Source organism: Tardiphaga sp. GW822-FHT04G09, from assembly GCF_058800725.1.
In genome coordinates this window covers 308316-322159 of record NZ_JBXAMO010000003.1, presented here as the reverse complement: position 1 = coordinate 322159, position 13844 = coordinate 308316, and the positions used below count along the sequence as shown (strand labels likewise).

The following is a 13844-nucleotide window of genomic DNA, read 5'->3' as shown; positions in this document are numbered from 1 at the left end:
CACGGGCCAATGCCCGACGTTCCGCCTGCGGTGTTTTGTCGGCTTGCTGAATGCTTGCCCAAGCGACCGATCAAGGTCACCCTTGTTTGGCCCTGCGCGACAGGGCCGGGGGAGCGCAGCTCTTGGGCCGGACGCGTTTCGAATCTGGTCGTCCGTCACTTGATCTGCGGGCTCGTTCCATCCGCCAGCAAACCGTCCCGCCTGTCCCAGTGGTATCCTGACCACAGGCGATGCGGCCTGCCCGCAGACAGCCGGTCCCCACACATCCCGTGACGCCGCATCTCCGGCGTCCACCGCCTCCCGCCCCGCAATCGTGACGATCGCGATCGCCCCTCTCGGTGGGGCAGGACGAAGGGGAAAATAATCAAGATGGGGATGTTGTCAATAGAGGTAGGAAAAAATGTTTGGCATTGTCTTGCCGCCCCACACTGTCATTCCGGCGCCGGCGCGCCTTCGCGCAGGCGAACCCGGAATCTCAGCATGGGAGTCTCCGATCGCGCAAAACACTCCGGGATTCCGGATTCGCACTTCACCGGCTTCGCCGCTTTCGTGCGCCCCGGAATGACGAGCTTGGGGGGGCGCCCCGGGATGACAGTGGAGAGGTCAGCGCTCCAGATACAAGGAATCTCCCCTCACCCGTTCTTCGCAAACAACTCCCGCCCGATCAGCATCCGCCTGATCTCGCTGGTGCCGGCGCCGATCTCGTAGAGTTTGGCGTCGCGCAGCAGGCGGCCGGTGGGATAGTCGTTGATATAGCCATTGCCGCCGAGCAGCTGGATCGCATCGAGGGCGCATTGCGTGGCGCGTTCCGACGCATAGAGGATGGCGCCGGCGGCATCCTCGCGGGTGGTCTCGCCGCGATCGCAGGCTTTCGCCACCGCATAGACGTAAGCGCGCGCCGAACTCAGCGCGACATACATGTCGGCGATCTTGCCCTGCACGAGCTGAAAGTTGCCGATCGGCTCGCCGAACTGCTTGCGCTCGTGCACATAGGGCTGCGCGACATCGAGACAGGCCTGCATGATGCCGAGCGGCCCTGCCGCCAGCACCGCGCGCTCGTAATCGAGGCCGGACATCAGCACATTGACGCCGCGGCCGACGGTGCCGAGCACGTTCTCTTCAGGGACTTCGCAATCTTCGAACACGAGTTCGCAGGTATCCGAGCCGCGCATGCCGAGCTTGTCGAGCTTCTGCGCCGTCGAGAAGCCCTTCATGCCCTTCTCGATGATGAAGGCGGTGATGCCGCGCGGGCCGGCCGCGGGATCGGTCTTGGCGTAGACCACCAGCGTCGAGGCGACCGGACCGTTGGTGATCCACATCTTGTTGCCGTTGAGAATGTAGCGATCGCCCTTCTTGTCGGCGCGGGTCTTCATCGACACCACGTCAGAGCCCGAACCCGGCTCGGACATCGCCAGGGACCCGACATGTTCGCCCGAGATCAGCTTCGGCAGATATTTACGCTTCTGCGCCTCGCTGCCATTGCGGCGGAGCTGATTGACGCAGAGGTTGGAATGCGCGCCATAGGACAGGCCCACCGACGCAGAGGCGCGCGAAATCTCTTCCACTGCGATGACATGTTCGAGATAGCCGAGCCCGGCGCCGCCGAATTCTTCCTCCACCGTGATACCGTGGAGCCCGAGCGCGCCGATCTTGGGCCAGAGATCGAGCGGAAACTGGTTGGTCTTGTCGATGGCTTCGGCGCGCGGCGCGATCTCGTTCTGCGAGAAATCACGCACGGTCTCGCGAATCGCATCCGCGGTCTCGCCGAGATCGAAATTGAACATCCGTTGAGCGTTTGAAATCACAGGGTCGCCTCCGGTCAGAACGGCGCGCAAACGCACCGGTTTTGTTGATTGAAATCACCATGTCACGGGCCGAACGGGCTGAGAAGAGGCATAAAGTGGTCCTTGCTCTTGGCCCCGCAACAGGTTGTAATTCATCCAAATAAGCCCTCCGGGACCAACCACGGAAGGCATGCCAGGGGAGAGAACCGATGCTCGATCGCGTCCAGGATTCCGACAGCAGCAAATCGGCCCAAGCCGCGGCTCATGCCCAGGCTTACGGGATGCCGCTGGATGAATTCGACCCCGGCAATCCCGAACTGTTCCGCACCGATACGTTCTGGCCCTATTTCGAACGGCTGCGCCGCGAGGACCCCGTCCACTACTGCAAGGACAGCATGTTCGGACCGTATTGGTCGGTGACCAAGTACAACGACATCATGGCGGTCGAGACCAATCACGCCACCTACTCCTCGGCGGCGGCATTCGGCGGCATCACCATCCGCGACGCCGGCGTGAAGTTTCGCCGGCCGATGTTCATTGCCACCGATCCGCCGCATCACAGCGCCCAGCGCAAGACCGTGGCGCCGATGTTCGCGCCACACCACATGGACGAACTCTCGGGGCTGATCCGCAGCCGCACTGCGGAGGTGCTGGACTCCCTGCCCCGCAACGAGACTTTCGACTGGGTCGACCGCGTCTCGATCGAACTCACCACACAGATGCTGGCGACTTTGTTCGACTTCCCTTGGGAGGACCGCCGCAAGCTCACCCATTGGTCCGACGTCGCCACCATGCTGCCGCCGACAGAGGAGGCCGAAGCGCAGCGCCAGAAGGAACTCGGCGAATGCGGCGAATATTTCGGCCGGCTGTTTCAGGAACGGCTCAACGCGCCGCCGAAGAGCGACCTGATATCGATGATGGCGCATAGCGAGGCGACGCGGCATCTCGATCCCGAGAACTTCCTCGGCAACATCATCCTCTTGATCGTCGGCGGCAACGACACCACGCGCAACTCGATGTCCGGCGGCGTCTATGCACTCAATCAATTCCCCGGCGAATACGACAAGCTGCGCGCCAATCCCGCGCTGATCGAGAGCATGGTGCCGGAGATCATCCGCTGGCAGACGCCGCTCGCGCATATGCGGCGCACGGCCGTGCAGGACGCCGAGCTCGGCGGCAAGCAGATCAGGAAGGGGGACAAGGTCGTGATGTGGTACGTCTCGGGCAATCGCGATGACGAAGTCATCGAAAACCCGAATGAATTCATCATCGACCGCGTGCGCCCGAACCGCCATCTGTCATTCGGCTTCGGCATCCACCGCTGCGTCGGCCTCAGACTTGCCGAACTTCAATTGAAGATTGTGTGGGAAGAGATCATGAAGCGCTTCGAGCGGATCGAGGTCGTTGGCGAGCCGCGCCGCGTCTTTTCGAGCTTCGTGAAGGGCTATGAAACACTGCCCGTGCGGATCGCCGGCTGAACCGGCGACCGCAACAGGTCAGGATCGATTTTTGGAGAGCAGACGCCATGAATATCCAAGCCAGGATCAATCCTGACAAAGCCGAGATCCAGCGCGTCGCGCGCGAGATCGCCTATTCGACACCGCTCAAGGACTTCCATCCCGGCGCGCCGAAACTGTTCGCCACCGATACGCTGTGGCCGTTCTTCGAACGGCTGCGCAAGGAGGAGCCGGTGCATTACTGCACCAATGCGCCGATCGAGCCCTATTGGTCGGTGACCAAGTACAACGACATCATGAAGGTCGATACCAGCCACAGTATCTTCTCGTCCGACGTGAAGCATGGCGGCATCGCGATCCGCGACGTGCCGGAAGGCTATGACTGGCCGAGCTTCATCGCCATGGATGAACCGAAACACAGCGCCCAGCGCAAGACCGTGACCCCGATGTTCACGCCTGATCATCTCGACGAGATGGCGGTGCTGATCCGCGGGCGCGTCTGTAAGGTGCTCGACGGATTGCCGCGCGGGGAGACCTTCGACTGGGTCGAGCGCGTCTCGGTCGAACTCACCACGCAGATGCTGGCGACCCTGTTCGACTTCCCGTGGGAAGAGCGCCGCAAGCTGACGCGCTGGTCCGACGTGTCGACCGCCCTGCCCAAGAGCGGCATCGTGTCATCCGAGGAAGAGCGTCGCCGCGAGATGGACGAATGCGCGGCCTATTTCCAGAAGCTCTGGAACGAGCGCGTGAATTCCGACCCGCGGAATGACCTGATTTCCATGATGGCGCATAGCGACGCCACGCGCTTCATGGATCCCGACACCCTGATGGGCAATATCATCCTCTTGATCGTCGGCGGCAACGATACCACCCGCAACACCATGACCGGCTCGGTGCTGGCGCTGCACGAGAACCCCGACCAGTATCAGAAGTTGCGCGACAATCCGTCATTGATCGAGACCATGGTCCCCGAAGTGATCCGCTGGCAGACGCCGCTGGCGCATATGCGCCGCACGGCGCTTGTGGATACCGAACTCGGCGGCAAGACCATCAAAAAAGGCGACCGCGTGGTGATGTGGTACGTCTCCGGCAACCGCGACGAGGAGGTCATCGAGCGGCCCAACGAGTTCATCATCGACCGCAAGCGGCCGAAGATCCACCTGTCATTCGGTTTTGGCATACACCGCTGCGTGGGCATGCGCCTGGCGGAGTTGCAATTGAGGATCGTTTGGGAGGAGATACTGAAACGGTTCGAGAACATCGAAGTTGTGGGGGAACCCAAGCGCGTGTATTCGAGCTTCGTCAAAGGCTACGAGACCCTCCCGGTTAGAATTACCTAAGACCGGAGGATTTCGTGATGCCGGTCAGGATTCATAATTTTCCCCTCAAGAAGAGAAGCTCAATTCCTTGACGAAACATGCTGCCGCGGAACAAGACGAATTTCATGACATCCGCGATGCCGTCGCCAAACTGTGCGCACAGTTTCCCGGTGAATACTGGCGCAAGCTCGACCGCGAGATGGCCTATCCGAAGGCTTTCGTCGATGCACTGACGGAAGCCGGCTATCTGTCGGTTCTGATCCCCGAGGAATATGGCGGCTCCGGCCTCAAGCTCTCCGCAGCGGCGGCGATCCTCGAAGAGATCCAGCGTGCCGGTTGCAACGGCGGCGGCTGCCATGCCCAGATGTATACGATGGGCACGGTGCTGCGTCATGGCAACGACACCCAGAAGGCCAAGTGGCTGCCGAAGATCGCCTCGGGCGAGGTTCGCCTGCAGGCCTTCGGCGTCACCGAGCCGACCTCGGGCACGGATACCTCGTCGCTGAAGACGGTAGCGAAGAAGGACGATAACGGCGACTACGTCGTCAATGGCCAGAAGATCTGGACCAGCCGCGCCGAATATTCCGACCTGATGGTGCTGCTCGCACGCACCACGCCGAAGGAACAGGCCGCGAAGCGCACCGACGGTCTGTCGGTGTTTCTGGTGGACATGAAGGAGGCCAAGAAGAACGGCCTCGAGATCCGCCCGATCCGCACCATGATGAACCACGCCACGACCGAAGTGTTCTTCACCGACATGAAGGTGCCGAAGGAAAACCTGATCGGCGAAGAGGGCAAGGGCTTCCGCTACATCCTCTCCGGCATGAATGCCGAGCGCATCCTGATCGCCAGCGAATGCGTCGGCGATGCCAAGTGGTTCATCGCCAAGGCGAGCGCTTACGCCAAGGAGCGCCAGGTGTTCGGCCGTCCGATCGGCCAGAACCAGGGCATCCAGTTCCCCATCGCCAAGGCTTACGCAAACATGCGCGCGGCCGAGCTGATGGTGAAGGAAGCACTGCGCAAATACGAAGCCGGCATGGAATGCGGCGCCGAGGCCAACATGGCCAAGATGCTCGCGGCCGACGCGTCGTTCGAGGCGGCCAATGCCTGTATCCAGACCCATGGCGGCTTCGGCTTTGCCGAGGAATACGACGTCGAGCGCAAGTTCCGCGAGACGCGTCTGTATCAGGTGGCGCCGATCTCGACCAACCTGATCCTGTCCTTCGTGGCCGAGCATGTGCTCGGCATGCCGCGCTCGTATTGAGATAGACACATGCTGCCGCTCAAGGGATTGACCGTCATCGCCGTTGAACAGGCGGTGGCTGCACCATTCTGCAGTTCGCGACTCGCGGATGCCGGCGCGCATGTGATCAAGATCGAGCGCCCCGAAGGCGACTTTGCGCGCGGCTATGACGCTGCCGCCAAGGGCCAGAGCAGCTATTTCGTCTGGCTCAACCGCGGCAAGGATTCCGTGGTTGTCGATCTCGCCACGCCGGACGGCCGCAAGGCGATGGAAGAGCTGATCGCCACTGCCGACGTGCTGCTGCAGAACCTCAAGCCGGGCTCGATGGACAAGCTCGGCTTCACCCGCGAGCGGCTGCGCAAGGACTATCCGCGGCTGATCTGCTGCACCATCACAGGCTATGGCGACACCGGCCCCTACGCCCATCGCAAGGCCTATGACCTCCTGATCCAGGCCGAGAGCGGCCTCGCCTCGATCACCGGCGGCCCTGAAGGCCCGTCGCGCGTTGGCGTCTCCATCGTCGACGTCGCCACCGGCGCTGCCGCGCATGCGGCGATCCTCGAAGCGCTGATCGGCCGTTCGGTGACCGGCGAAGGCGCCGATATCCGCATCTCCATGTTCGACGTGATGGCCGACTGGCTCACCGTGCCGCTGCTCAATGCCGAGGCCGGCAACGATCCGAAGCGCATGGGCCTCGCCCATCCCTCCATCGCGCCTTACGGCGTGTTTCGCTCCAGGGACGGCAAGGACATCCTGATCTCGATCCAGAGCGAGCGTGAGTGGAAGATCCTCTGCGCCAAGGTGCTCGGCAATGCCGACCTCGCCGCCGATCCGCGCCTCGTCAACGGCGTCGAGCGCGTGCGCAACCGCGCCTTCACCGACAAGACCGTCAGCGACATCTTCGGATCGCTCAGCCGCGACGAACTCCTGAAGCGCCTGACCGATGCCGACATCGCCTTTGCCGAAGTGAACACCATGGCGGATCTCACGAACCATCCGCATCTGCGCCGCATCACCGTGAACACGCCGAATGGCGAAGTCTCCTATCCGGCGCCAGCCGCCATCTGGGTCGGTGCGCCGCGCAGCTATGGCGCCGTGCCCGGCATCGGCGAAGTGCAGAAGTAGTCTTCAGGATCAGACGGAGGTCATCATGACCGACAAGCTCGACATCGATCATCTCAAGCAGTGGATCGGTCGCACGGACGAGCAGTCCGACGTTATCACCGCGCAGCTCGTGAAAGGCCTGCGCGCGACATTGTTTCTCGACATCGGCACGCCGAAGCCTGGCGACGCCGCGCCGTTCACGACGCATTGGTGCCTCGCCCAGCCGGTGGCGGCCATGGACAAGCTCGGGCCGGATGGCCATCCCGCGCGCGGCGGTTTCCTGCCGCCGGTGCCGCTGCCGCGCCGCATGTGGGCGGGCGGCGAAGTGCAGTTCATCGAGCCGTTGCTTGTCGGCGATGAGGTGACGCGCTCCTCGAAAATCCTCGACGTCAATCTCAAGACCGGCTCCACCGGCGCGCTGTGCTTCGTCAATGTCGAGCATCTCATCACCACGAAGCGCGGCCTCGCCATTCGCGAGCGGCAGGACATCGTCTATCGCGACATGCCGACCAGCATGGCGCCGCCCGCGCCCGCACCGAAGGAAGTCCCTGCGGCGAAGCATCAGGAAACGCATTACGCCGATCCCGTGCTGCTGTTCCGCTACAGCGCACTGACCTTCAACGGCCACCGCATCCATTACGACCGCGACTATGTCACCAAGGTCGAGTTCTATCCGGGCCTCGTGTTTCATGGGCCGCTGCAGGCGGCGCTGCTGGTGGAATTCGCGGCGAAGCTGAAGGGCGGCAAGGCGCCCGCGAAATTCAGCTATCGCGGCGTGTCGCCGCTGTTCGACGGCGCGGATTTTTCGGTGAATGCGAATGAGACGGCTGACGGGCTCGAGGTCTGGACCGCGAACCACCAGGGCGCGCCGACCATGAAGGCGACCGCGAGCTGGTAATCGCAGCGACGTGCTGATCTTACCTCTCCCCGCATTGCGGGGAGAGGTCGCCGCGTCTTCGCGGCGGGTGAGGGGCAGCGCGCTGTAAGAGCCCAACTCACTCCGCTTTCGGATCGCTCAATTCTTCGACCCGAGCATCCCGCAAATTTCGCAGGCCATGTGCCCCGCCCCTCACCCCACCCCTCTCCCCGCGCAAAAGCGGGGAGAGGGAGCGACGGCGCGCCTCCGCTCCGTCAGCGCGGTTTCACGCCACCCCCCGATTGACTCCCCGCCCCCTCCTGCTGTTGATGAGTCAACAGCACACGGCAGACAACTGCCCGATAACGTGAGGAAACCGCCTTGGCCCGCGACAGCAAGACAACCGCCGCCCGTACTCCCGTAACCGTCAAGGACGCCACGCTGAATCTCTTGCGCGGCTTCGGCATCAAGAAAGTGTTCGGCAATCCCGGTTCCACCGAATTGCCGTTCCTCTCCGACTGGCCCGACGATATCGACTACGTCCTCGGCCTGCAGGAAGCCTCGGTGATCGGCATGGCCGACGGCTATGCGCAGGCGACGCGCAATGCCGCTTTTGTCAATCTGCATTCCGCCGCCGGCGTCGGCCATGCGCTGGGCAATATCTACACCGCGCATCGCAACCAGACGCCGATGGTGATCACCGCGGGCCAGCAGGCGCGCAGCATCCTGCCGCTGCAGGCATTTCTCTATGCCGAGCGCGCGTCGGAATTTCCGCGACCCTATGTGAAATACAGCGTCGAGCCCGCGCGTGCCGAGGATGTGCCGGCCGCGATCGCCCGCGCCTATTATGTGGCGATGCAGCCGCCCTGCGGGCCGACCTTCGTCTCGGTGCCGATCGACGACTGGACGCATCAGGCCCAACCTCTCGAGGCACGCCATGTCAGCCGCGAGCTCGGGCCAGATCCGAAGGCGATGCAGGAACTGATCGCTGCACTCGGCAACAGCAAGACCCCTGCGTTGATCGTCGGTCCCGGGATCGACCGCGCAGAGGCTGTCGATCTGATGGTATCAGTCGCAGAGAAGACCAAGGCCGCCGTCTGGGTCAGTCCGTTCTCGGCGCGCTGCAGTTTCCCGGAACGTCATCCGCAATTCGCGGGCTTCCTGCATGCCTCGCCGGCGCAACTGTCGGACGCGCTGAAAGACTACGACCTCGTCGTCGTCATCGGCGCGCCGGTCTTCACCTTCCATGTGGAAGGCCATGCGGCGATCTTCGACGGCGATACCACGATCTTCCAGATCACCGACGATGCGGACTCCGCAGCCGTGGCGCCGATCGGCACCAGTATCATCGCGACCATGAAGCCGGCGCTCAAGCTGCTGCTCGAACTGCTACCAGACACGACACGAAACATCGCCAAGGGCCGCATCCTCCCGCCGCCGCCGGTGGCCAGTGACCCGATCCCGATAGATTTTCTGCTGCACACGCTGTCGCGGGCCATGCCATCGGATGCGATGCTGGTGGAAGAAGCGCCATCGCATCGCCCGGCGATGCAAAAGTATCTTCCGATGCGCGGCGCCAACAGCTTCTACACCATGACCTCGGGCGGTCTCGGCCACTCGCTGCCGGCATCTGTCGGCATGGCGCTGGGCTATCCGGACCGCCGCACCGTGTGCCTGATCGGCGACGGCTCGGCGATGTATTCGATCCAGGCACTGTGGACCGCTGCACAGCGCAAATTGCCTTTAACTATAGTGGTTATCAACAATTCCGGTTACGGCGCGATGCGTTCGTTCAGCCAGGTGATGCAGGTGCGCAATGTTCCCGGACTGGATCTTCCCGGTCTGGATTTCGTCAAATTGGCGGAAGGCATGGGCGCGCATGCCGTGCGCGTCAGCAAATCATCGGAACTTGCGGGTGCTTTCGCGGCCAGTCTGCAACATCCGGGCGTCAGCCTTGTCGAAGTCATCGTCGACTCGGCCGTTCCGGTGCTTTATGGACAGAAGCATTGATATCATGGGATCATAGCGGAAGGGCCGGCATGACCAAGCAGCCGAACGACAACGCCAAGAAATCGCACAGCTCCCACTGGGGTGCCTTTTCCGGACAGTGGGTCGACGGCAAGCTCGTCATCACGCCGCATCCGATCGATCCCGATCCGAACCCGATCATCCAGAATTTTCCCGAGGCACTCCGCCACAAGGCGCGCATCGCCAAGCCGATGGTGCGTCGTGGCTGGCTCGAAAATGGCCCGGGCCCGGACGATCGGCGCGGCCGCGACGTATTCGTCGAGATGGAATGGGACGAGGTGCTCGACCTGCTCGCCGGCGAGCTGAAGCGCGTCAAGGACATTTACAGCGCCAAGGCGATCTATGGCGGCTCCTATGGCTGGTCGAGCGCGGGCCGCTTCCATCACGCACAGAGTCAGATCCATCGCTTCCTGAACGTCGCGCTCGGCGGCTATGTGCGTTCGGTCAACAGCTACTCGGCCGGCGCGTCGACGGTGCTCATCCCGCACATCCTCGGCAACTACGAAGACATGACCCGCCGCAATATCGGCTGGGACGAGATCGTCGAACACACCGATATCATCCTCGCCTTCGGCGGCATGAACACCAAGAACTCGCGCGTCGCCGGCGGAGGCATCAGCAAGCATACCGAACATCGCGACATGATCGCGCTCTCCAAGCGCGGCGGCGAACTCGTGCTGATCTCGCCGCTGAAGAGCGACCTGCCGGATGAGGTCAACCAGGACTGGGTCGCCGCGCGTCCCGGAACCGACGTGGCGCTGATGCTCGGCATCGCACACACCGCGGTCATGGACGGCACGCATGATCGCGCGTTCCTTGCCAGCCACACCCATGGCTGGGACACGTTCGAGGACTATCTGATGGGCCGCAGCGACGGCCAGCCGAAAGATGCCGCCTGGGCCGCTGCGATCACCGGCCTCACCGCCGACGCCATCCTCAAGTTGGCGCGTCGCCTGCCCGGCAAGCGCGCGCTGTTTGTCGTGGCGCATTCGCTGCAGCGGGCCAAGCATGGCGAGCAGCCGGTCTGGATGGCTTCGGTGCTGTCGGCGATGTTCGGCCAGTCCGGCCTGCCCGGCGGCGGCTTCGGCTATGCGCTCGGCGCCATCGCGAATTACGGACGCCGCCAGAATGCCGTGCCGATCGCCGGCCTGCCGCAGGGCAAGAACGGCGTCAGCGAATTCATCCCGGTGGCGCGCGTCAGCGACATGCTGCTCAATCCCGGCGCACCGTTCGAATATAACGGCGCGCATATGACCTATCCGGATATCAAGCTGGTCTATTGGGCCGGCGGCAATCCGTTCCACCACCATCAGGATCTCAACCGACTGCGCAAGGCCTTTGCGCGCGTCGATACGCTTGTCGTGCACGACCTCGCCTGGACGGCATCGGCGCGCCATGCCGACTTCGTGCTTCCCTGCACCATGTCGCTGGAGCGCGAGGACATCGGCTCGTCGCAGACCGATCCGCTGATGGTCGCGATGCATCAGATGGCCGAGCCGTTCGGCGATGCCCGCGACGACTATGCGATTTTCACCGACCTGTCCGAACGTCTCGGCAAGGCTGATGAATTCACCGAAGGCCGCACGCCGCGTGAATGGCTGAAGCATCTCTATCAGCCGACTTATGACGGGCTCAAAGCCAAGGGTCTCGACGCGCCCGATTTCGACGCCTTCTGGGCAGCGGGCGAAGTGATGCTGCCGCAGCTGCCGCTGGATGGCGGCACGCTTCGTGCGTTCCGCGACGATCCCGAGGGCAAGCCGCTGCCGACCACCAGCGGCAAGATCGAAATCACGTCCGACACCATCGCCAGCTTCGGTTATGACGACTGCCCCGGCCATCCGGTCTGGCTCACGCCCGAGGATGTGGTCGATGCAACCAATCCGCTGCAGCTCGTCGCCAACCAGCCGGCGTCACGGCTGCACAGCCAGCTCGATTTCGGTGGGCATAGCAGCGCCGAAAAGCGCCGCGGCCGCGAGGTTGCGCGCATGCATCCGGTCGATGCGGATGCGCGCGGCATCGAGGATGGCGACATCATCAAGCTGTTCAACCAGCGCGGCGCCTGCCTCGCCTCCGTCACCGTCACCGAGGACGTCATGGCCGGCGTGGTACAGCTGCCGACCGGCGCCTATTACGATCCCGAGGATCCGAACGAGGAGAAGCCGCTCTGTGTGCACGGCAATCCGAATGTGCTGACAAGGGACACGGGTACGTCGCGCCTTGCGCAGGGCTGCACCGGCCAGCTCACGGTGGTGAATGTCGAGAAGTTCACCGGCAACCTGCCGCCGATCCAGGCCTATGATCCGCCGGTGCCGGTGATCTGGCCACGCCCGCCGAAGCTCGAAGCGGCGGAGTGATCTTACCTCTCCCCGCAAATGCGGGGCGAGGTTAAGGAAGCCCTGCGCCCCTCACTTCGTCCCGAACGTCTCGCGCATCTTCGCCTGGATCTTGGCCATGCCTCCGATCCAGCGATCGTAATTCTCGGTCTTCTTGCGCATGTAATCGATCACCTGCTTGTGCGGCAGGATCAGGAAGGTCTCCGCCTCGATCCCCGCCAGCGCATCCTGCGCGACCTGCTCCGGCGACAGATTGCCGTCGTTGGATTGCGGACCCTTCGGGATGTTCTTCAACATGTTGGTGTCGACGCCCTGCGGGCACAGGATCGAGACCTTGATGTTGTCGGCCCGGTGCGAGATCGCGAGATTTTCGGCGAAGCCGACCGCGGCATGTTTGGTGGTCGAATAGGCCGGGCTGCCGACCTGCGACAGCAAGCCCGCCGCGGAAATCGTGTTGAGGAAATAGCCGCCGCCACGCGCCTTGTAGAGCGGGATCAGATGCCGCGCCGCATAGACATGCGCCATCACATGGATCGCCCAGCTCCGCGCCCATGGTTCATCCGATGTGCCACCGGCATTCGGGCTCATGGGATCGAAGCCGCCGCCGATGCCGGCATTGGAACAGAACAAAGCGATCGGGCCGAACTGCCGCTCGGTCTCCGCGATCACATGCTCAATGTCCGGTTCCTTGCTGACGTCGCATTTGAACCACGCGCCACCGACGGCGTCGGCGACGGCTCGCGCGCGCGCGCCGTCGAGATCGACGACGACGACTTTCGCTGCACCCGCTTTATGAAATGTCTCGCACAGCGCCTGGCCAATGCCATTGGCGCCACCGGTCACGACGACGACCTTGCCGTCTACCCGCATGCCGCACTCCCCCTTGATGTTCTTGTTTCTTGTTAGAGCATGATCTGATCCGAAAACCGGTATCCAGTTTTCGGGATCATGCTCTAGGTGCTCAGCACCATGTCGAGCACAGCCGTATAGTGGCATGCGGCGCCGAGCAGGACAAATCCGTGCCAGATCGCATTCTGGAAACGCAGCCGCTGCCAGGCGTGGAACACCACACCGAGTGTGTAGAGCGTGCCGCCGGCAGCGACGAACCACATGGTGAGCGGCGGCAGCGGTGTGAACACGGCGTCGTAAGCCATCAGGCCACTCCAGCCCATGGCGAGATAGAGCACGACCGCGAGACGATCGAAGCGGCCGGGATAACGCAGCTTGATGACGATGCCGGTGATGGCGACGCTCCAGACGCCGGCGAGCAGCGAGATCGCGAGCCGCGTATTGTCGATCTGCGCAAAAAAAGGCGTGTAGGTGGCGGCGATCAGCAGATAGATCGCGGAATGATCGAAGCGGCGCAGGAACCACTTTCGCGGCGACACCGGCCACATATTGTAGATGGCCGACAGCACCAGCATGGCCAGCAAGCCCGCCGAATAGACCGAGACGGTGACGACTTCATAGGCGGTGGCGAACACGGCGGCGAGGACGATGAGAACAGTCGCGGCAATCAGGCCGGAGAACACGCCGAGGCCGTGGACGATACCGTCGGCGATCAGTTCGGCGCGGTCGTAATTCCAGCGGATCGCTCCGGCCACCATGTGAGCGGAGTTGGTGGTCAGCTCTTTCAAGCGGAAAACAGTCATGGTGGCGTCAACCCGGCCGGTGCGATGCGGTGAGCTTGCCCCGCAAGCTCGCCTGTGACTACCCCCGC

The 13844-nt window shown here is 63.1% G+C and carries 10 protein-coding genes; 7 read left to right on the top strand and 3 right to left on the bottom strand.

The annotated features are described in order from the left end of the window. Positions 1-632: 632 nt before the first annotated feature. Positions 633-1805, bottom strand: coding sequence for an isovaleryl-CoA dehydrogenase (locus tag AC1RLZ_RS08225; protein WP_493188246.1), 1173 nt, complete (start codon positions 1803-1805; stop codon positions 633-635). 260 nt (positions 1806-2065) lie between these two features. On the opposite strand from AC1RLZ_RS08225, the gene AC1RLZ_RS08220 reads away from it, so the two are divergent. From AC1RLZ_RS08220 to AC1RLZ_RS08190, 7 genes are all read left to right on the top strand, one after another. Next, positions 2066-3262 carry a cytochrome P450 gene (locus AC1RLZ_RS08220; protein ID WP_493188392.1) on the top strand — a complete coding sequence of 399 codons (1197 nt, stop codon included), beginning with the start codon at positions 2066-2068 and terminating at the stop codon, positions 3260-3262. Positions 3263-3309: 47 nt separating this feature from the next. Then, positions 3310-4581, top strand: coding sequence for a cytochrome P450 (locus tag AC1RLZ_RS08215; RefSeq protein WP_371423383.1), 1272 nt, complete (start codon positions 3310-3312; stop codon positions 4579-4581). A gap of 67 nt (positions 4582-4648) precedes the next feature. Further along, positions 4649-5824 carry an acyl-CoA dehydrogenase family protein gene (locus AC1RLZ_RS08210; RefSeq protein WP_493188245.1) on the top strand — a complete coding sequence of 392 codons (1176 nt, stop codon included), beginning with the start codon at positions 4649-4651 and terminating at the stop codon, positions 5822-5824. 9 nt (positions 5825-5833) lie between these two features. Beyond that, entirely contained in the window at positions 5834-6928 is a 1095-nt protein-coding gene (locus AC1RLZ_RS08205) for a CaiB/BaiF CoA transferase family protein (protein ID WP_493188244.1), read from the top strand. 25 nt (positions 6929-6953) lie between these two features. After that, on the top strand, positions 6954-7805 hold the full coding sequence (locus AC1RLZ_RS08200) for an HTD2 family dehydratase (RefSeq protein ID WP_493188243.1): 852 nt from the start codon (positions 6954-6956) through the stop codon (positions 7803-7805). A gap of 339 nt (positions 7806-8144) precedes the next feature. Beyond that, a complete protein-coding gene (gene mdlC / locus AC1RLZ_RS08195) occupies positions 8145-9773 on the top strand; it encodes a benzoylformate decarboxylase (protein ID WP_493188242.1) in 1629 nt (542 codons plus the stop codon). A 29-nt stretch (positions 9774-9802) separates the two neighbouring features. After that, positions 9803-12145: a molybdopterin guanine dinucleotide-containing S/N-oxide reductase gene (locus AC1RLZ_RS08190; RefSeq protein ID WP_493188241.1), complete on the top strand. Its 2343-nt coding sequence runs from the start codon at positions 9803-9805 to the stop codon at positions 12143-12145. Between the two features lie 51 nt (positions 12146-12196). On the opposite strand, the gene AC1RLZ_RS08185 is transcribed toward AC1RLZ_RS08190, so the two are convergent. Together AC1RLZ_RS08185 and trhA are read right to left on the bottom strand one after the other, a co-directional pair. After that, on the bottom strand, positions 12197-12994 hold the full coding sequence (locus tag AC1RLZ_RS08185; RefSeq protein WP_493188240.1) for an SDR family oxidoreductase: 798 nt from the start codon (positions 12992-12994) through the stop codon (positions 12197-12199). An 83-nt stretch (positions 12995-13077) separates the two neighbouring features. Beyond that, on the bottom strand, positions 13078-13776 hold the full coding sequence (gene trhA, locus AC1RLZ_RS08180; protein ID WP_493188239.1) for a PAQR family membrane homeostasis protein TrhA: 699 nt from the start codon (positions 13774-13776) through the stop codon (positions 13078-13080). Positions 13777-13844: the final 68 nt, after the last annotated feature.